This is a genomic window from Parabacteroides bouchesdurhonensis, from assembly GCF_900186615.1.
Lineage (GTDB): Bacteria > Bacteroidota > Bacteroidia > Bacteroidales > Tannerellaceae > Parabacteroides > Parabacteroides bouchesdurhonensis.
Genome location: NZ_LT896588.1, coordinates 1 through 20,960 on the forward strand (window position 1 = coordinate 1; position 20,960 = coordinate 20,960).

At 44.4% G+C, this 20,960-nt stretch carries 13 protein-coding genes, 4 tRNA genes, 1 rRNA gene and 1 other annotated feature; of the genes, 4 read left to right on the top strand and 14 right to left on the bottom strand.

Translation table 11 applies throughout. The annotated features are described in order from the left end of the window. Nucleotides 1-134 precede the first annotated feature (134 nt). Nucleotides 135-1,312 (bottom strand) — a sequence feature (23S ribosomal RNA rRNA prediction is too short). Nucleotides 1,313-1,439: 127 nt separating this feature from the next. The 7 genes from C1721_RS00020 to C1721_RS00050 all read right to left on the bottom strand — a co-directional run bounded on the left by C1721_RS00020 (nt 1,440) and on the right by C1721_RS00050 (nt 6,854). Beyond that, nucleotides 1,440-1,513: transfer RNA gene (locus C1721_RS00020), tRNA-Ala, on the bottom strand. 101 nt (nt 1,514-1,614) lie between these two features. Beyond that, nucleotides 1,615-1,688: transfer RNA gene (locus C1721_RS00025), tRNA-Ile, on the bottom strand. Between the two features lie 562 nt (nt 1,689-2,250). Next, nucleotides 2,251-2,324, bottom strand: a tRNA-Ala gene (locus C1721_RS00030). A gap of 92 nt (nt 2,325-2,416) precedes the next feature. Continuing rightward, nucleotides 2,417-2,490, bottom strand: a tRNA-Ile gene (locus tag C1721_RS00035). 174 nt (nt 2,491-2,664) lie between these two features. Then, nucleotides 2,665-4,191, bottom strand: a 16S ribosomal RNA gene (locus tag C1721_RS00040). 404 nt (nt 4,192-4,595) lie between these two features. Further along, entirely contained in the window at nt 4,596-5,024 is a 429-nt protein-coding gene (locus C1721_RS00045; protein ID WP_102406000.1) for an HU family DNA-binding protein, read from the bottom strand. 213 nt (nt 5,025-5,237) lie between these two features. Next, nucleotides 5,238-6,854, bottom strand: coding sequence for a beta-N-acetylhexosaminidase (locus tag C1721_RS00050; RefSeq protein ID WP_102406002.1), 1,617 nt, complete (start codon nt 6,852-6,854; stop codon nt 5,238-5,240). Nucleotides 6,855-7,350: 496 nt separating this feature from the next. Here C1721_RS00050 and C1721_RS00055 point away from each other — a divergent pair, with 496 nt between their 5' ends. Next, a complete protein-coding gene (locus tag C1721_RS00055) occupies nt 7,351-7,695 on the top strand; it encodes a hypothetical protein (protein WP_159063518.1) in 345 nt (114 codons plus the stop codon). A gap of 1,083 nt (nt 7,696-8,778) precedes the next feature. Here C1721_RS00055 and C1721_RS16390 read toward each other — a convergent pair. After that, on the bottom strand, nt 8,779-8,910 hold the full coding sequence (locus tag C1721_RS16390; RefSeq protein WP_262497544.1) for a hypothetical protein: 132 nt from the start codon (nt 8,908-8,910) through the stop codon (nt 8,779-8,781). Nucleotides 8,911-9,086: 176 nt separating this feature from the next. On the opposite strand from C1721_RS16390, the gene C1721_RS00060 reads away from it, so the two are divergent. From C1721_RS00060 to C1721_RS00070, 3 genes are all read left to right on the top strand, one after another. After that, a complete protein-coding gene (locus C1721_RS00060; RefSeq protein WP_102406006.1) occupies nt 9,087-9,404 on the top strand; it encodes a fibrobacter succinogenes major paralogous domain-containing protein in 318 nt (105 codons plus the stop codon). A 1,605-nt stretch (nt 9,405-11,009) separates the two neighbouring features. Next, nucleotides 11,010-11,519 (top strand): fibrobacter succinogenes major paralogous domain-containing protein, encoded by a 510-nt coding sequence (locus tag C1721_RS00065; protein ID WP_102406008.1) that lies wholly within the window; start codon nt 11,010-11,012, stop codon nt 11,517-11,519. 501 nt (nt 11,520-12,020) lie between these two features. Continuing rightward, on the top strand, nt 12,021-12,611 hold the full coding sequence (locus tag C1721_RS00070; RefSeq protein WP_102406010.1) for a fibrobacter succinogenes major paralogous domain-containing protein: 591 nt from the start codon (nt 12,021-12,023) through the stop codon (nt 12,609-12,611). Between the two features lie 205 nt (nt 12,612-12,816). Here the strand turns inward: C1721_RS00070 and C1721_RS00075 are convergent, their stop codons facing one another. The 6 genes from C1721_RS00075 to C1721_RS00100 form a co-directional block, all read right to left on the bottom strand. Further along, on the bottom strand, nt 12,817-13,293 hold the full coding sequence (locus C1721_RS00075; RefSeq protein ID WP_102406012.1) for a hypothetical protein: 477 nt from the start codon (nt 13,291-13,293) through the stop codon (nt 12,817-12,819). Between the two features lie 197 nt (nt 13,294-13,490). Next, complete coding sequence (locus C1721_RS00080; protein WP_102406014.1) at nt 13,491-13,778, bottom strand: HU family DNA-binding protein; 288 nt, start codon at nt 13,776-13,778, stop codon at nt 13,491-13,493. A gap of 50 nt (nt 13,779-13,828) precedes the next feature. Next, nucleotides 13,829-14,968 (bottom strand): clostripain-related cysteine peptidase, encoded by a 1,140-nt coding sequence (locus tag C1721_RS00085; RefSeq protein ID WP_102406016.1) that lies wholly within the window; start codon nt 14,966-14,968, stop codon nt 13,829-13,831. Between the two features lie 47 nt (nt 14,969-15,015). Then, nucleotides 15,016-15,273, bottom strand: coding sequence for a fibrobacter succinogenes major paralogous domain-containing protein (locus tag C1721_RS00090; protein WP_159063519.1), 258 nt, complete (start codon nt 15,271-15,273; stop codon nt 15,016-15,018). A gap of 746 nt (nt 15,274-16,019) precedes the next feature. After that, nucleotides 16,020-18,131 (bottom strand): fibrobacter succinogenes major paralogous domain-containing protein, encoded by a 2,112-nt coding sequence (locus C1721_RS00095; RefSeq protein WP_102406021.1) that lies wholly within the window; start codon nt 18,129-18,131, stop codon nt 16,020-16,022. A gap of 46 nt (nt 18,132-18,177) precedes the next feature. Then, complete coding sequence (locus tag C1721_RS00100; protein WP_102406023.1) at nt 18,178-20,907, bottom strand: BACON domain-containing protein; 2,730 nt, start codon at nt 20,905-20,907, stop codon at nt 18,178-18,180. Nucleotides 20,908-20,960: the final 53 nt, after the last annotated feature.

The following is a 20,960-nucleotide window of genomic DNA, read 5'->3' on the forward strand; positions in this document are numbered from 1 at the left end:
CTGTTCGGTATGGGAAGAGGTGGATCCCTCGTGCTATAACCACCTTAATATCTTTTATTTCTTAAACACTCTGGACTATCAATAAAGTCTTTTCAGTAAAACTCCTTTCCTACAAAACTATCATCCCCCTTCCCTTCTGAAAGTCTCGGGCGATTAGTACTACTCGGCTCACACATTACTGCACTTACACCTGTAGCCTATCTACGTCGTAGTCTACAACGACCCTTCAGGGATATCTCATCTTGAGGCTGGCTTCGTACTTAGATGCTTTCAGCACTTATCCAATCCAGACTTAGATACCCGGCAGTGCACCTGGCGGTACAACCGGTAAACCAGTGGTCTGTCCAACACGGTCCTCTCGTACTAGTGTCAGAACCCCTCAAATATCCTGCGCCCACGATAGATAGAGACCGAACTGTCTCACGACGTTCTGAACCCAGCTCGCGTGCCACTTTAATGGGCGAACAGCCCAACCCTTGGGACCTTCTCCAGCCCCAGGATGTGACGAGCCGACATCGAGGTGCCAAACCATTCCGTCGATATGAGCTCTTGGGAATGATCAGCCTGTTATCCCCGGAGTACCTTTTATCCTTTGAGCGATGGCCCTTCCATACGGAACCACCGGATCACTATGCTCTAGTTTCCTACCTGATCGACTTGTCGGTCTCTCAGTCAAGCACCCTTATGCCATTACACTCTACGACCGGTTACCAATCGGTCTGAGGGTACCTTTAGAAGCCTCCGTTACACTTTTGGAGGCGACCACCCCAGTCAAACTACCCACCATACAGTGTCCCCACTCCTGCGGGTTAGAACTCAAACAATAGAAGGGCCGTATTTCAACGNTCGGGAGTATTTAGCCTTACGGGATGGGCCCCGCTGTTTCACACAGGATTTCTCGTGCCCCGCGCTACTCAGGATGCCACTAAGCTTCGTTAACCAGTCGTGTACCGGGCTATCACCGTATATCGCTGTTCTTTCCAAAACATTCCACTTGATTAAGTTCTTGCTATATCGTGGTCCTACAACCCCGCTATTGCCTAAACAATAACGGTTTGGGCTGTTCCGCGTTCGCTCGCCACTACTTGCGGAATCACTTTTGTTTTCTCCTCCTATGGGTACTTAGATGTTTCAGTTCCCCACGTTTGCCTCCCATTAAGGGATGACAGGCCTTCAACCTGCCGGGTTGCCCCATTCGGATATCTTGGGATCAATGGTTATTTGCACCTACCCCAAGCTTTTCGCAGCTTATCACGTCCTTCATCGCCTCCGAGAGCCTAGGCATCCACCGTCTGCCCTTACTTACTTTCTTTCCGGTGACACTTACAAACTATTACTAGCTGTCGTGTCGGGATGATATCTCTGTAAGTTCGCTCTACTTCTTTACTTTATTGATTCTGTCCATCATGTCAAAGATCTTTTCTCATTACTGAGTGTTGTGGAGAATAACGGATTCGAACCGTTGACCCTCTGCGTGCAAGGCAGATGCTCTAGCCAGCTGAGCTAATCCCCCCTCTTGTTTTAGTAGGTAGTAGTTGGTAGTTAGTAGTTGGTAGACTTCTCTACGTTAACTTCCTGACTACTTTGACTGCTTTTACTACTTCTACCAGAGTGTAGTCCCAGGCAGAGTTGAACTGCCGACCTCTACATTATCAGTGTAGCGCTCTAACCAACTGAGCTATAGGACTGTCAACTTTGCCTCGGCCTCCAAGCCTCAGCATCATCTTTCTCTTTTCTTTTTCCGGGTATTTCCGGAAAACAAGATCATATTGTGTTACATCTCAACCGTAGTACAAGGCAATTAATACCTCATAGAAACTCTACTTACGAAACCTGTGCTCCAGAAAGGAGGTGTTCCAGCCGCACCTTCCGGTACGGCTACCTTGTTACGACTTAGCCCCAGTCACCAGTTTTACCCTAGGCCGATCCTCAACGGTTACGGACTTCAGGTACCCCCGGCTNCCTCATTACGAGGTGACAGGCCTTCAACCTGCCGGGTTGCCCCATTCGGATATCTTGGGATCAATGGTTATTTGCACCTTCCCCAAGCTTTTCGCAGCTTATCACGTCCTTCGTCGCCTCCGAGAGCCTAGGCATCCACCGTCTGCCCTTACTTACTTTCTTTCCGGTGGCACTTTCAACTATTACTAGCTGTCGTGTCGGGATGATATCTCTGTAAGTTCGCTCTACTTCTTTACTTTATTGATTCTGTCCATCATGTCAAAGATCTTTTCTCATTACTGAGTGTTGTGGAGAATAACGGATTCGAACCGTTGACCCTCTGCGTGCAAGGCAGATGCTCTAGCCAGCTGAGCTAATCCCCCCTCTTGGTTTGGTAGATAGTAGTTGGTAGTTAGTAGTTAGTAGACTTATCTACTTTAACTTCCTGACTACTTTTACTACTTCTCCCGGAGTGTAGTCCCAGGCAGAGTTGAACTGCCGACCTCTACATTATCAGTGTAGCGCTCTAACCAACTGAGCTATAGGACTGGCTTATCTTTTTCTTCCTGAAACTTTCTTTCCGCGGGGATACCGCGTCGAAGCTTCTGTTTTCTCTACTGGGTTGTCCAGTTTTAAGATCATATATAAATACATTACAACTAAAGCAGCACAAGTAAGGAAGTTAATACCTTCGTTACTATACTCGGTAATTCTGTGCTCCAGAAAGGAGGTGTTCCAGCCGCACCTTCCGGTACGGCTACCTTGTTACGACTTAGCCCCAGTCACCAGTTTTACCCTAGGCCGATCCTTGCGGTTACGGACTTCAGGTACCCCCGGCTCCCATGGCTTGACGGGCGGTGTGTACAAGGCCCGGGAACGTATTCACCGCGCCATGGCTGATGCGCGATTACTAGCGAATCCAGCTTCACGGAGTCGAGTTGCAGACTCCGATCCGAACTGAGACGTGGTTTGGAGATTAGCGCCCTGTCGCCAGGTGGCTGCTCTTTGTCCACGCCATTGTAACACGTGTGTCGCCCCGGATGTAAGGGCCGTGCTGATTTGACGTCATCCCAACCTTCCTCACAGCTTACGCTGGCAGTCTCACTAGAGTCCTCACCTTGATGTGTTAGTAACTAGTGATTAGGGTTGCGCTCGTTATGGCACTTAAGCCGACACCTCACGGCACGAGCTGACGACAACCATGCAGCACCTCGCAAATGGCTATTGCTAGAAAGAATGTTTCCACTCCGGTCCAAATGCGTTCAAACCCGGGTAAGGTTCCTCGCGTATCATCGAATTAAACCACATGTTCCTCCGCTTGTGCGGGCCCCCGTCAATTCCTTTGAGTTTCACCGTTGCCGGCGTACTCCCCAGGTGGATTACTTAACGCTTTCGCTGTAGAGCTTACTGTATATCGCAAACTCCTAGTAATCATCGTTTACTGCGTGGACTACCAGGGTATCTAATCCTGTTTGATACCCACGCTTTCGTGCTTCAGTGTCAGTGATGGTTTAGTATGCTGCCTTCGCAATCGGAGTTCTGCGTGATATCTATGCATTTCACCGCTACACCACGCATTCCGCATACCTCAAACATACTCAAGATAAACAGTTTCAACGGCAATTTTATGGTTGAGCCACAAACTTTCACCGCTGACTTATCTATCCACCTACGCACCCTTTAAACCCAATAAATCCGGATAACGCTCGCATCCTCCGTATTACCGCGGCTGCTGGCACGGAGTTAGCCGATGCTTATTCGTAGGGTACATACAAAACAGGACACGTCCCGCACTTTATTCCCCTATAAAAGAAGTTTACAATCCATAGAACCTTCATCCTTCACGCGACTTGGCTGGTTCAGGCTCTCGCCCATTGACCAATATTCCTCACTGCTGCCTCCCGTAGGAGTTTGGTCCGTGTCTCAGTACCAATGTGGGGGACCTTCCTCTCAGAACCCCTATCCATCGTCGGTTTGGTGGGCCGTTACCCCGCCAACTGCCTAATGGAACGCATGCCTATCTATCAGCGATGAATCTTTAACAAATATTCCCATGCGGGACCCCTGTTTTATGCAGTATTAATCCGACTTTCGCCGGGCTATCCTACTCTGATAGGTAAGTTGCATACGCGTTACTCACCCGTGCGCCGGTCGCCACCAAAGTATTGCTACCTCGTGCTGCCCCTCGACTTGCATGTGTTAAGCCTGTCGCTAGCGTTCATCCTGAGCCAGGATCAAACTCTTCGTTGTTAAATTGTTTTATATCTCTGCCCAGAATCTCGTAATTTATTTCAAGTTTTTGACGGTATTAATCTTTAATACTTGTACTACTTGTTGATAATGTAATGTTTTCAAAGAACTCTTCTTGCTTGCACCCGCTTTTTTAGCGAACGTGGCTATAAAGATATTAACTTTTCCGTTCTTGTTCCAAATATTTATGAAACTTTCTCACAAAAAGTATTGTTAAATATTTGCACCCACATCCTCTCTCGAATGCGGGTGCAAAAGTATTATCATCTATGTTATTTTCCAAATATTTCAGGAACTATTTTGGAATTATTTTTTCAACTATTTGTTTTATAGCTGTAACACAATGGCTTATTATATCTAATATTTTTTTTATTCTCGTAATGTTCATAATTACTTATTTATTATCATACAGCATGCGGACGATCACATTCTACGGTTACTACTTCCGGAACAATCTTTGTAAAATCGGTAGTTGCTTTAGTTTCCCTCAGTTCCTTGCCCGGAGTAAAAATTATTTTAGGCTTTCTCAATAAACTATTGTCAAACGCCTTTTCGTCATCTACTCCATCACTACTAACGGATAAACGAAAGTTTCCAAACTCACCCAACTGCACGATACGTCCTTCCTGAAGTTCCACATCCATTACAAAATTAAGGTTATCCAACACCGCCTTCACATCAGCACTCGACACCGTACTGCGAGCCGCAATCATTTTGCACAAATGCTTTAACCCAGAAGTTCCGTTACTTTTTGCTACTGCATAATACTTTTTCGCTGCATCTTTTTCACCCGGCTTACTTGACCGTTGAACTAATTTAAATCCTTGTGACATAATTATAAAATTTAAAATGTTTATGTGTCCACCATTGAACACGTCACAAAAGTAGAGCAACCCCAAAACAGCGAATTAGGCTACAATATTCATTAAATCAGCTCAGAATCAAAATATTACATTACAAACGCCCGAGAATATACACTTTTCAGACACAATTGACATATCTGTTTTTTATAATAAGTTTATCTTTTAATAGTACAACATAAGGATTTACTGCTTCGCAACATCCTCCACAGGCCCTACGCTAATCCCTTTCTCTTTCCAGATTTGCAATAAATTATCCAGAGAAATCTTGAAACGGTCAAAGTCCTTGTTTTGCGGCAATGTCCATCCGCACTCGGCATAAGCTGCGATTCTCGGAAATACCTGATAGTTCATCTTCTCCGGAGTATTAACCCATTCCGTCCACAATTGACAGCCGCATCCTAAAATCTTGTTATGCAAATTGGCAGGTAAATCATCCGGGATCGGATTAAAACTGTATGCTTTACTCAGAGAAATATTGTCGTAACCGTAATCTAAATAGGTTAACACATTATTCGAGTTGACAATATCGTACCCCTTCTGTGCAGTCTCTTTTATCAAACCGATATCCCCTTTCCAAAACTGGACAATCGTTCCGTCGGCAAGTCGCCTCGTATTGCTGGCATCAGCAACATCTTCATTGTAATCGTGCAGTTTCGAGCCGGTAATGTCGTTCCATCCCATCATTCTTTTTCCTTTACCAACAACATAGTTTGACATATTATTAGTAAACTCCACCTGCAATTCAGCCATCGAATTCAAGCCGTGTGATTTGACATAATTACAAATAGACGGAGATTGTTCCCACATGCTAAAATGAACCTCATCACCTCCGATATGAATAACCGGACCGGGAAAAAGAGCGGCAACTTCCGCAATCACATCATCCAGAAATTGTATAACTTTCGGGTCTGCCACATTATAAATATCCAGTTCCGTACCGAAACTACAAAGCGTTTTAATAGGTTTCCCTATAGAGCCTAGCCATGTATAGGAAGCAATGGCAGCGCTGGCATGTCCCGGCATTTCTATTTCGGGAACAATTGTAATATGCCGTTCTTTTGCATAAGCAATAATTTCCTTTGCTTTTTCCTGTGTATAAAACCCATAATGCGGATTTGTATCAAACTTATTGCTATACCAGCCTCCAATCTCGGTAGAGTCGCGATATGCACCTATTTCTGTCAGTTTCGGATATTTTTTAATTTCGAGCCGCCATCCCTGGTCGTCAGTCAAATGCCATTGGAATACGTTCATCTTTAAACGGGCCATTTCATCCAACAAATGTTTTACTTCTTTCTCTCCTTTAAAATTACGGCCTTCATCCAGCATGAACGAGCGCCAGCCGAAAGCCGGAAAATCGTTTATCACTCCTTTTTGAACGGATAGTTGCCCTTCCCCATCCGGTAAAATCATTTGACGGAGACTTTGAATACCGGAAAAAACGCCATCGGATGAAGCTGCCGATATCTGGATATTCCGGTCGGTTGCCAGCACATAACGTCCGTCTTTATCCCCCAAGGATTCGTCTAATTTCAGTATAATATCCCCGGATTTCTTTGCGCGTTTCAGGTCCACTCGCAATCCGAAGTCTTGTTCCAAATATTGCTTAAGCATGTTTGCTTCCGAACTGAGAGGAGAAGGAAAAGCCACGGAAATACTTTTCTTTAATTTCAAACAACCGTCGGAGTAACTAATCTGTTGTGGTTGCGGAACAATTTGATATTCCTTTACATTAGTGGCATTACCTGTCAAGGCAAACAATCCAACGACCATAAATATTAATAACATCCTGTTTTTCATGTAATTAATTATTTAAATGAGTAATTATTATTTAGGTAACTATAACTTTACTATATCAAAAGGGATCAAATAAAAACACGAGAAATGTTTAATTTTCTCGTGTTTTTTGCATATATATAATACTGATCTTTAAACGAGTAAAGATTAAAGTATTAAAATAATCCGTTTTGTAACATACAAAGTTAATGACTTATACCAGATACGCAAATATTTAAAAGAAAGAGTTTTTATAATAAAGTGATATATAGTTACCACTACAAATTACCTACTTTTACGCCATCAAAAGAGTGGCATATATCCGGAGTTCCGAAAGTCATGGCTTTCGGTAGGGTGATACATGTAAATTCAGTAATCTACCGGCTAATAAAAGATTTTATAGCCGGTCTTTATACAGAATTGAGCTTTTAGTTATCAGGTCTATTCTAAAAAGAAAGGTTACTTCTTCGTTCTGCCTGCGGCTGGACGCCGAAATGGCAATGACGGTATTTCCTACAGTTTGGCTAACGAAGGTGATTACTGGTCTTCTTCTTTAACTGTGGCAGGTCAGTCTCCTCGCCTGGCTTTTACAGATGGAGTCGCCAATATGAATACAACAACCTTTGCGAACGCTCTGTCAGTCCGTTGTGTCCAAGCATTTACAGCCACTCTTTTGATTCTTTATTTTCAAATGCTAATAACCTTTCATCATTACAAATTACCTACTTTTACGCCTTCAAAAGAGTGGCATATATCCGGAGTTCCGAAGGCTAAGGCTTTTGGTAGTGTGATACATGTAAATTCAGTAACCTACCGGCTAATAAAGGAGTTTATGGCCGGTCATCATACAGGGGTGTCAAAATGAAGTTCGAACGCTTTAGCAGGTCATTGCGGGCTTGACCCGCAACCTCATACTAAACTAATTTACAGCAACTAGCATAAGATGGCGGAGCAAGCCCGCCAGGACAAAGACGCTATAAATAGGACTTTTGACACAACCCTACAAAGAAAGGTTACTTTTTCGTTCTGCCTGCGGCTGGCTGCCGTAACCGCACTGACGGTTCATCCGACTATGAGGCAGGAGAGGGCGACTATTGGTCTTCTACGCGAGGGGTAGGTGAATGTCCCCGCCTGGTCTTCAACAGTAGTACTGCTGGTACGAATGCGGCCAACTTAGCCTTTGGCTTCTCAGTCCGTTGTGTCCAAGCATTTACAGCCATTCTTTTGATTATTTATTTTCAAATGCTAATAACCTTTCATCATTACAAATTACCTACTTTTACACCATCAAAAGAGTGGCGTATATCCGGAGTTCCGAAGGCTAAGGCTTTCGGTAGAGTGATAAGTAAATTCAGTAACCTACCGACTAATAAAAGAGTTTATAGCCGGTCATTAAACAGAATTGAGCTTTTAATTATCTGTTCCATTCTATAAAGAAAGGTTACTTCTTCGTTCTGCCTGCGGCTGGATACCGAGAAGGCAGTAATGGTTCATCCTACAATCAGGTTTCCATCAGCTACTATTGGTCCTCTACGTTAGAGGCTGGTAAGTCTCCCCGTCTGAACTTCAACAATAGTAGTGCCAATACGGATGCGGACCGCCTAGCCCACGGCTTCTCAGTCCGTTGTGTCCAAGCATTTACGGCCGCTCTTTTGATTCTTTTTATTCTCAAACGTTAATAACTTTGCTTTATCACGAATTACCTACTTTTACACCATCAAAAGAGTGGCATATATCCAGAGTTCCGAAGGTCAAGGCTTTCGGTAGAGTGATAAGTAAATTCAGTAACCTACCGGCTTATAAAGGAGTTTATGGCCGGTCATTATACAGGGGGTGTCAAGGACTTTTGACACAACTCTACAAAGAAAGGCTACTTCTGCGTTCTGCCTGCGGCTGGCAGCCGTAACAGCAGCAGCGGTTTGTCCAACAATCAAGCTTCCAACGGCTACTATTGGTCTTCCGCGCTGGAGTCGTCGGGTACTTCTCCCCGTCTGAACTTCAACAGTGGTACTCCCAATACGACTGCGAGCAACCTTGCCAACGCTTTGTCAGTCCGTTGTGTCCAAGCATTTACAACCACTCTTTTGATTCTTTATTTTCAAACGTTAATAACTTTACATTATCACAAATTACCTACTTTTACGCCATCAAAAGAGTGGCATATATCCGGAGTTCCGAAGGTCAAGGCTTTCGGTAGGGTGATACATGTAAATTCAGTAACCTATCGGCATTGTAAAAATCGAAGATTAGAGAACAATGTCTGTGTTTATGCCGGTTATCCATTCCCGCTTTTCGGTTTGCCGGCTTTTGCCCTCATTCCGTTATGCTTTTACAGGTTACTTCTTCGTTCTGCCTGCGGCTGGCTACCGAGACAACAGTAATGGTTTATCCAACAACGAGGCTTCCAACGGTCGCTATTGGTCGTCTGTGCTAGAGGCTGGTAAGTCTCCCCGTCTGAACTTCAACAATGGTAGTGCCAATACGGATGCGAACAATCTAGCCTACGGTCTGTCAGTCCGTTGTGTCCAAGCATTTACAGCCACTCTTTTGATTCTTTTTATTCTCAAACGTTAATAACTTTGCTTTATCACTAATTACCTACTTTTACACTATCAAAAGAGTGGCATATATCCGGAGTTCCGAAGGCTAAGGCTTTTGGTAGTGTGATAAGTAAATTCAGTAATCTACCGACTAATAAAAGAGTTTATGGCCGGTCATTATACAGAATAGAACTTTTTGTTATCTGTTCCATTCTATAAAGAAAGATTACTTTTGCGTTCTGCCTGCGGCTGGTCTCCGCGGCAGCAATGACGGTTCATCCAACAACCAGGCTTCCTACGCCGACTATTGGTCGTCTACTCTTACTGAGGCCGGTAAGTCTCCTCGCCTAAGCTTTACCGATAGTAAGGCCAGTATGAATACAGAGGTGCTTTCATTCGGCTTCTCAGTCCGTTGTGTCCAAGCATTTACAGCCGCTCTTTTGATTCTTTTGATTCTTTTGATTCTTTTGATTCTTTTGATTCTCAAACACTAAGAACCTCGTATTATCACAAATTGCCTACTTTTACGCCTTCAAAAGAGTGGCATATATCCGGAGTTCCGAAGGCTAAGGCTTTCGGTAGAGTGATAAATGTAAATTCAGTAATCTACCGGCTTATAAAGGAGTTTATGGCCGGTCATCATACAGGGGGTGTCAAAATGAAGTTCGAACGCTTTAGCGGGTCAAGCCCGCCAAGACACAGACGCTATAAATAGGACTTTTGACACAACCCTACAAAGAAAGGTTACTTATGCGTTCTGCCTGCGGCTGGATACCGAGATAACAACAGTGGTTCGTCCATCGGTCAGGCTTCCGGTGGCAACTATTGGTCTTCAAGGCTAGAGTCAGGTAAATCTCCCCGCTTGGAGTTCAGCAGCAGTAGTGCCTCTATGATTGCGATCAGCCTAGCCTACGCTCTGTCAGTCCGTTGTGTCCAAGCATTTACAGCCGCTCTTTTGATTTTTTATTTTCAAAAGCTAAACACCTTGTCTTATCACTAATTACCTACTTTTACGCCATCAAAAGAGTGGCATATATCTGGAGTTCCGAAGGCTAAGGCTTTCGGTAGTGCGATAAATGTAAATTCAGTAATCTACCGACTAATAAAAGATTTTATAGCCGGTCATTATACAGAATAGAATATTCAGTTATCCGTTCCATTCTATAAAGAAAGATTACTTCTTCGTTCTGCCTGCGGCTGGCTACCGTTCCAACGTTACTGGTTCATCCAGCAACCTGGCTTCCTACGGCAACTATTGGTCGTCTACGTTAGAAGCTGGTAAGTCTCCCCGTCTGTTCTTCACCAGTGGTGAAGCCAATACGAATGCGAACAATCTTGCGAACGGCTTCTCAGTCCGTTGTGTCCAAGCATTTACAACCACTCTTTTGATTCTAATAACCTTTCATCATTACAAATTACCTACTTTTACGCCTTCAAAAGAGTGGCATATATCCGGAGTTCCGAAGGCTAAGGCTTTTGGTAGTGTGATAAGTAAATTCAGTAATCTACCGACTAATAAAAGAGTTTATGGCCGGTCATCATACAAGGAGTGTCAAAATGAAGTTCGAACGCTTTAGTGTGTCATTGCGGGCTTGACCCGCAACCTCATACTAAACTAATTTACAGCAACTAGGATAAGATGGCGGATCAAGCCCGCCAGGACAAAGACGCTATAAATAGGACTTTTGACACCACCCTACAAAGCAAAGGTTACTTCTGCGTTCTGCCTGCGGCTGGATACCGAGATAACAACAGTGGTTCGTCCATCGGTCAGGCTTCCGGCGGCAACTATTGGTCGTCTACGTTAGAGGCTGGTCGGTCTCCCCGCTTGGCCTTCAACAATAACAATGCCGATACGGCTGCGTACAGCCTAGCCTACGCCTTCTCAGTCCGTTGTGTCCAAGCATTTACAGCCGCTCTTTTGATTTTTTATTTTCAAAAGCTAAACACCTTGTCTTATCACAAATTACCTACTTTTACACCATCAAAAGAGTGGCATATATCCGGAGTTCCGAAGGCTAAGGTTTTCGGTAGGGTGATACATGTAAATTCAGTAATCTACCGACTAATAAAGGAGTTTATGGCCGGTCATCATACAGGGAGTGTCAAAATGAAGTTCGAACGCTTTAGCGTGTCATTGCGGGCTTGACCCGCAACCTCATACTAAACTAATTTACAGCAACTAGGATAAGATGGCGGGGCAAGCCCGCCAGGACAAAGACGCTATAAATAGGACTTTTGACACAACCCTACAAAGAAAGGTTACTTCTTCGTTCTGCCTGCGGCTGGATACCGTATCAACAGTAGCGGTTCATCCAGCCATATAGCTCTCGACGGTCTCTATTGGTCCTCCACGTTATTAGAAACCGGAAAAGTTCCCCGTTTGGATTTCTTCGATAGTGGTGCCAATTTGGGAGCGGTCTCTCTGGCAGACGGTAATTCAGTCCGTTGTGTCCAAGCATTTACAGTCACTCTTTTGATTCTTTTTATTCTCAAACACTAATAACCTCGTATTATCATAAATTACCTACTTTTACGCCGTCAAAAGAGTGGCATATATCCGGAGTTCCGAAGGTCAAGGCTTTCGGTAGAGTGATACATGTAAATTCAGTAACCTACCGGCATTGTAAAAATCGAAGATTAGAAAACAATGTCAACGTTTATGCCGGTTATCTATTCCTGCTTTTCGGTTTGCCGGCTTTTGCCTTCATTCCGATCTGCTTTTACAGGTTACTTCTTCGTTCTGCCTGCGGTTGGCTTCCGTCACTACATGACTGGTTCGTCCGTCAGCCTGGCTTCCAACGGCAACTATTGGTCGTCTACGTTAGAGGCAGGTAAGTCTCCCCGTCTGTACTTCAGCAATAGTAGTGCCAATACGAGTGCGGATATCCTTGCGAGCGGCTTCTCAGTCCGTTGTGTCCAAGCATTTACAGTCACTCTTTTGATTTTTTATTTTCAAACACTAATAACCTCGTATTATCATAAATTACCTACTTTTACGCCATCAAAAGAATGGCATATATCCGGAGTGCCGAAGGCTAAGGCTTTCGGTAGGGTGATACATGTAAATTCAGTAACCTACCGGCGTAGTAAAAATCGAAGATTAGAGAACAATATCTGCGTTTATGCCGGTTATCCATTCCCGCTTTTCGGTTTGCCGGCTTTTTCGGCCTTCATGCCGATCTGCTTTTACAGGTTACTTCTTCGTTCTGCCTGCGGCTGGCTACCGTTACTGCATTGACGGTTCATCCAAGAATCAGGCTTCCGAGGGCGACTATTGGTCGTCTACGTTAGAGGCTGGTCGGTCTCCCCGCCTGTACTTCGGCAGTAGTGCCGATACGAATGCAAACAACCTTGCGAACGGCTTCTCAGTCCGTTGTGTCCAAGTATTTACAACCATTCTTAAGGTATAGGCGCAGAAAGTTAAATCTGCGCCTTTTCCACTTTTAATCTTCCCAGATTTCAACTTTACCAAGTAATTGCAGCAATTCATCCGGTGCATGGCGACAAACGCGTAGCTTTTCCGCCAGGGTGCGCAACGTGTTCGGTAGGTCGAACGACAGCAAAAGGCACGAAGCCAGATGGAGATACGAAATCTTGCCATTCTCTGGCTCACAAGCCAGCAAATGAACCATTTTCAAAAAAAGACCGGGATGGACAAGACGGTAACGAAGACCGCCCAACGGAGTGTGCTGAGTAAGGTAAGCGGTATAACCCAGACGGTCGTGTTTAAGGTATTTACACACGAACTTCTTATAACGCAAAGGCAAACGGTCGTAATAACCGAAGGACAGGCGGAACACCAGCAAACGCCAGACGGCGGATTCCGCCAAAGGCAACTTTTCCATTTCAGACTCAAAGAGAGCAACTGTAGGCTTTACTACGCCGAACAACGACTGTAAACGCTTCAATTCTTTTTCCATGTATACGTACGGAGGGGGAATGTGTATCCCTCCGACGCAAAGGGCCGGTGCTTCTGTTTCCGCTATCCTACAGATACGAAAAAGCCGGCTTCCCGCCTCCCTTCCGGGAGAAAGAAAACCGGCAATCGTTCTCGAGAACCTTTTCTAAAAAAATCTCTTTGCCTTTACCTTAACTAGCCTATATTATAATTTTACGTTCAATCTTCACCGTTGGCGTTGATTGCGTTCAACAGATACTTGCCCGGTTTGAACTTTACGCTTACACGTTCACGGATCATGCAGGGTGTACCGGTTTTGGGATTACGACCCAGACGTTCCGACTGCTCCCACGGCAGAAACGTTCCGAAACCTTGAAGGACAATACTGCCTTTCTGCTGCAATTCGGTGGTTACCACCGCCTGAACCGCATTCATGTAACGGATTGCCTCATAATGAGGGATGGACAATCGCTCCGCTATCTGTTTTGTCAACTCTGTCTTGTTCATAATGTATTGCTTTTATTTGTTAGTAATTTTTATTCATTAATATATTTGCATTAATCTGCGTCCGGAAATACAGACCTAAACCACGCCGTACGGCGGTAAGCCTTGTTCAGTTCCGGATATTTAGCCTGTTCCATATAAGTCGTCAAACCGCTATGCTTATACAGCGGCACATTCACAAACGAAGGGGTGGAGACTTTATACAGCACCACTTTGGATAACGCAGACTCTACCTTAGGGTACAAAGCAGGATTCAACTGCTCCATATAATCGCCGAAGTCGAAGAACAGCTTATGGCTGCCACGGTCGAAACTCTGAACCGTGCCGGTTTCCATTGTTTTCGATTCCGTATTCTCAAGGACCGTGCGCGTTACTTCCGCCAGCGCGTCCATGGCCCGTAAATCTATCAGGCTCAGCGTGGCACTCCGGTAAACACCCGGAAGCGTGTTGCAATATTCATAATAACGATGGATAAAACCTTTCAGGTTCACATCGTCTTCAAAAAGGTAATTGATAAGCTCCGGATAAACCGGACTAAAACCGGGACTCAGTATTTCCGTTGAAGAAGCCACCAGATAATCCGCTTTATTACGCAACTCGTAAGCCACCTCCACACCGGACATCAGACAAGCCTCCAGCACAATAAAGTCGAAGACATGATCCGGAATAGAAACGGCAAAGTCCGCCAGCTCCATCTCACGGCCATTATCCTCCATGATAGAACGGGCGGAAACCGAACGGGGTGTTACAAACATCCCCGCCGGCAACCAACCCGTGCCATGGCTGAAAACCAAAAGGCCATAACCGGGGGCAGGATAGAATGACAGAACGTCGTGTATCACTTCCGAGAAAACCTCCGGACCGGCCGAGTTATTCTCCGGATATTCTTTTATCACCTCTATATGAGGGTTGGAAGCATCACCTATAACGCGCATCAAAGAAGGCGTACCCTTCTCTCCGTGGGCATCCTGATATATCAACAGGTTATCACGCCGGTTATGCCAACCCGAGGTTATGCTGTCTATCTTGGTGAACGTTTCGTCGCTCAGGTTATTATCGCCCGCCATGTAAACCAAAACGGTACGTTCCGCCGGGGGAGCTACAATAGAATGCTCCTCCGTACAGGATAATAACAACAAAACAGATAACAACAAACAGAATCCTGTTCCGTTCCGGAAGCTATTATTTCTCATTTTCTTTTTCTATAATTACTTACTCAAAAAAACGCCTGTCATTTATTTCATAAAATCAAAGACAGCCCTGTAAATACTTGGACACAACGAACTGAATAACCGTTCGCAAGGTTGTTCGCATTCGTATTGGCATCGCTACTGTTGAAGTTCAGACGGGGAGACTTACCCGACGACTCCAGCGTTGAAGACCAGTAGTTGCCGTTGGAAGCCTGGTTGTTGGATGAACCGTCACTGTTGTTGCGGTAGCCAGCAGCAGGCAGAACGAATAAGTGACCCGTAAAAGCAGATCGGAATGAAGGCCCCAAAAGCCGGCAAAACCGAAAAGCGGGAATGGATAACCGGCATAAACACAGACTCTACTTTTTTTGTGATTTTTACCATGCCGGTCGGTCACTGAATTTACATCTATCACTCTACCGAAAGCCGTAACCTTCGGAACTCCGGATATAAATAAACTGTCTTTATCTTTGTTCTATTTTAATTTTAAAAGAGTACTTTGTAAATGCTTGGACACAACGAACTGAGAAGCCGTTGGCAAGATTGTTCGCATCCGTATTGGCACTACTACTGTTGAAGTTCAAGCGAGGAGATTTACCTGACTCTAGCGTTGAAGACCAATAGTTGCCGTTGGAAGCCTCGTTGTTGGATGAACCGCTACTGTTGTTACGATAGCCAGCAGCAGGCAGAACGAATAAGTGACCCGTAAAAGCAAATCGGAATGAAGGCCCAAAAAGCCGGCAAGACCGAAAAGCGGGAATGGATAACCGACATAAACACAGAAACGATCCTCTTATCTATGATTTTTACTATGCCGGTCGGTCACTGAATTTACATCTATCACTCTACCGAAAGCCGTAACCTTCGGAACTCCGGATATAAGTAACTCTTTTTATTTTTTATCTTTGTTTTATCTGTTTTCGTCTTTCTAAGTTTTCCCGTTTTTAAAATCGACCGCCTATCGGCGGTGTAGAAAAACCCGGCGCCTGAAGCGCCGGGTTAAAAATAATCAAATCAATCAAATCTTCGAATGCGGTCGGCAATTCGCCTCCCTTTATTCTTGGACACAACGGACTGAGAAGCCGCTCGCAAGGATATCCGCACTCGTATTGGCACTACTATAGCTGAAGTACAGACGGGGAGACTTACCTGCCTCTAACGTAGACGACCAATAGTTGCCGTTGGAAGCCAGGCTGACGGACGAACCAGTCATGTAGTGACGGAAGCCAACCGCAGGCAGAACGAAGTTACCGTTAGAAGGAGACTTCCACATACCATTAGACTGCCTAGGACCTTCTGCCAAAATCTTATTCAACTCTTCCTTAGTAGGTACACGCCAACCTGCCGGACATGGCTGGTTTTCACGTGGCCATTCAGTCATTCCTAATGTCTTATAATCACTGAACCATGTATAATCTGCACTTGACAAACCTTTTATGAATTTATTTTCATAATCTGCACTTCCTATTATTTCCACATAAGTTTTATTTGGATAATCTATAATATCATTTGTTGTTCCATAACTAAACGGTACATCTCTACCCCATTGATACAAATAACCGCAAGTTTCCTTAGCCCATGCAGTAAGAGTACCGCTAGGTATCGTAGTTGCACCGCAGTTTACAGGCGCCCAATACTGGTCTTTATACCATACAGGAACAATACTTGTTCCTTCATAATTCGGGAAATAACGCAATGTTATAGTATCGCAGGCATCGGGTACACTACCGTTCTGAATGATAACAAACGCATCCAGAGGTACTTTAATAGAATCCTGAACAGGAACAGGGATTTCATAAGTACGGGTCACACTGGCCTTTTCTGTAGCATAAGTTACAACAGGAGTTCCTTGTACAATTTCGTTCTTATACTTTTCACCATCCCATTTAATAGAACTACCGGTAGTATTATACTTAAACTTAACGGTGTAAGTACTTGCCTGAGGAGCAGAAGAAGTTAACGTAACTTTTCCATTGCCGACATAAGTACTACCAACAGTAACCACTTTTCCGTTAAGGGTCAAACCTGTAGTTGTACCATCCAGTTTAAGATCTTTCAATGTTGGAACAGGGAAAGAAGGTTCAACTGTAATCGTATCGGAAACAGTCCAGTCGTCTACCTTTATATCCCAAACAATATCGGTAGAGTCTTTAGAAGGATTGATATTTACAACATAACGCGTATTACGTGCCAATGCTATCGGATCACCCGGTGTGCCTACTGCGTCTGCTTTCTTAAATGCAATCAGTTTAGACATCTTGGCGCCACGATAGAAACCGTTTACCTGCAAGGCTGTGGCAGTTGTTCCGTCTGCATTCGTATTTTCGTACGTGTAAAGACTGTCCAATGTCTGGATGGCTCCCACTTCTACTACGTTTGCATGAGCCGGAAACTCTGTGATGGTAGGAACGGCATTGATTTCTTCCGCTGTTTTTGTATCCATAATAAATGAATACTGCTTCGGATTCAACAACTGAGCCGATTCAAGGATAAATCCTTTGCTGGCATCCGTATTATACGCATAATTCTTAACGTCGATACGTGAAACCAAACGTTCCATCTTGATAGTTTCCGCTGCGACACCACCACCTTGGTTCGTCCATGTTACCAGATTATCAATCTTACCGAACATCAACAAAGGAGTGGAAGGGCCGGCTGTCAGCTGTGCACTCATCAATGCAGCAGGCAGTTCATCCCATTCCTTACTACCAACAATACCGGCAATATCCACACCATTTTCCTTATAATTGGCTATAACCAAAACCTTTGGAGTACCCCATCCCAAACTCTTTACCTTGATCTGGCAAGTATACGTGCTGTCGCCTGCACCGGGATCTTGCAAAGTAAGCGGTTCGGTAAACCCGTTCGGAGACAGCAAGTCTTCTTCGCTCAGGTAATAATTATAAGTACCGGCGTCTCCGTCTACCGTTTCCGTTTTTACGATGAAGGCTACACTATTTATTGCCTTCTCTTCCGCAAACGCCACATCATCGGGCGCATTGTCACCCACTGCTCTGGTAGATGCTCCATTATGAGTCATCGCAATTGTCAATGCACCATATCCCTTTTCTACAAAACCGGGATTGGTCTTGATAATCTCTTCGTCGTTACACGAAGACAACCCCACCACTAAAAGGGCTGCTAAAGCTATAAATTTCTTTCTCATTGCTTTATGTGTTTTTATTCGTTATAATTTTTATCTCTTTTCAGGATTAAACACCTGCTTGTGTTATAGTAATTACATTAGAAGAAACTACTGTTCCGTCAGTATTATTAGTCAGTTTGATAATAGCTTTACGTTCTGCTCCTGTAGAATTTGTTTTCGAACCATCACTAGCCATAGCAACTGTCAATTCAGTTGCACTAGTCAATGTAGCAGTTAGCCATGTAACAGTAGCATCGGCTTCGTCTACAACAGAAACCGTCCAATCTGATGTATTATCTATATCACCGTTAATAGTTATTGTTGAAATATCCAAACCTGTACCATCAACTGCAACAGAACCCGTTTCTGTTGCAAAAGACGGTTCCGTCTTTCCGGCAGGCTGAGAAACAGTGATTGTTTTTGCTTCACTTGTTGCTGATTCCGTAACAGTAATAGTTGCTGATATTGCCTTATAAGTCTCGTTAGCAGCATCCGGAGCTACAGTAAAGTCACCATTACCTGTTACAGTTGTATAAGAACCGCCTAATGAAAAACCGGCACCTGTTAAAGCAGCAGTCCAGGTATTTGTCTGATCTCCCAGTGTTACGGCGATTGTTTTTGTATTAGTAGAAGTTTCTGCTGCGGTAAAAGAAAGAGACGATTGATCTACCGAGATAGCCGCAACAGCTGCCGTACCTGCTTTCTGAGTAATCGTAATCGTTTTATAAACTTCTGTCGGTTTCGTTGTATTAGCAATCTTCAAAACTGCTGTACGCGGGCTTGTTGTATTGTTAGCAGCGGCTGAAATACCGATATAACCGTTATTTCCATCTACAAGAGTCTGAGCTTTTGAAATAGTCAACCAATCATTACCACTTTCAACAGAAGCAGTCCATGCAGAAACAGCAACAACTGTTACTTTACGTTCGCCTGCTGATGTTTGTCCGATAACAGCTGCATCAGCAAATCCTGTTGCAGGAATACTATCCATCTTGTAATTATTAGCATTATCCTTGTCAACCAGTGTACCACGTGCAGCCAAACGGATAGAACCGATATTCTGGGCAGCCTGTTTTACTACGATATACTGAACCACTTTATCAGCGCCTTCTACGCCTGCAATAGTAATCTTGATAGAATCCACACGGGCATTATCCGTATTGTTCTTGTCTGCTACAATAGAGAATGTGCCCGAGCCTGTGCCGGTTTTATCGGCATTAGCATCTGAGAAGGCAGGATCTACAGTTCTGGTTAAAACGGCTTCATCCGTCAGCGTGAACCAGTCAGCGCTTTCAGATGCTGTCCATGTAGCTGCTACCGGTACGTCTACATGAATGTTCATAGAATCGGATGACATCTTTTCACCGGAGAAGCTGATTACGTTTCCAGCCAATAAAGAACCGGACAAATCGATATAAGAGGTTGCATTAGGAGCCTGTTTAACAACCAACGGTTGTTTGATGGAAGGACGTTTTACGTTCTGAACGATCACTGTTCCCACGCGGGCTTCTTTACTGCTTGGGTTTGTAGTAAGAGTAACCAGTTTGAATGACTTCATTACCGAATCACCCGGCAGAGCAGAGAATTCGATCCAGTCGCAATCGTCAGACTTGATCAGTTCCCATTCTTCATCGGCTGCTACGTTAATAGTTACAGAGTCGGTAGAAGCTATACCAGTTGTTGCGGCTGGCAAAGAAAGCGTATTGTCCGCAAATTCCTGACCTTCTTTTAATCCGGCAGCATCAACGCTCAGCTTGATAGTTCCGTGAGTAACATCGGTATTAACCGTATCGCCAACCACCCAGTCTTTAACTTCCAATGTAGCGTCAAGCGTACCCGAACCTACATTTAAAATACTCAATAAATAACGGTTGTTTGCTTCAATAGGAATTGTGTTCGGATCACTCTGAACCTTTTTAAACTCTACATTGTAAACCTGAGCTGCTCCGGCCAATGTTTCGCCTACCAGAGATAACTTGATATCTTTAGTTTCTTCGGCTGTTGCAGGATACATATAAAATACGCTCTTGCTTTCACCGTAGTTGCTGTTTTCGTAGGCAGTAAAGTCTATGATAGGAAGACTGGCCACGATAGCCGGTTTATAAGGAGTAGCCTGCGGGAAGATACTGTTGTTTCCCGGTACGTCTTTCAACACGATCTCGCCGATCTTGAAAGATGACTCTTCACACCAGTTCAACACGTCGAAACGTGCCATACGGCGTGTCAGGCGAACTTCCTGGTTTCCACCTAATCCACCTTCGGGTACTGTAACAGTTCCGCTTTCAGGGAAAGAGGCGCTCATAAGCAACGGACATTCGATATGGCCTTTTAATGTATTTGTAGCCTTTGCCAGGAACGCGGTAGTATCCGTTACACCCAGTTCCAGACTATCCAGCGACAGATGTTCGCGGCCGTTGGCTACGAAATAGAACTTTTTCTGTTCGCCCGGATAAACCGAGATGGTTGCCTGGTAAGAGTTTCCTACCGGCAAAAGCGTAAACGAGCTGTTAGCCTCTCCGCTTCTAAAGATTTCTTTCAAAATCACCGGTTTAGGATCTGCAGCCAATGAGTCTTCGCCGAACACATAAATGTCAAGCGTTTTCAATTCATTTTCAGCATCCGTTGCCAATGCTGCGTAAGGCACTACTCCCTGAGCTGTGCCCGGAAAAACAAACGTAATCGTTTTCCCGTCGATGTTGCCTGTACCGCCACCACCGGGGAAAAGAGAATCGTTGTCATCGCTACAAGCCGTCATCATCAGACCGGCCAGAGCCACTAAATAATACTTCTTTTTCATAACTAAATAATTAATTAATAAATTAGTAAATATGGGTTATACCATTTCATTAT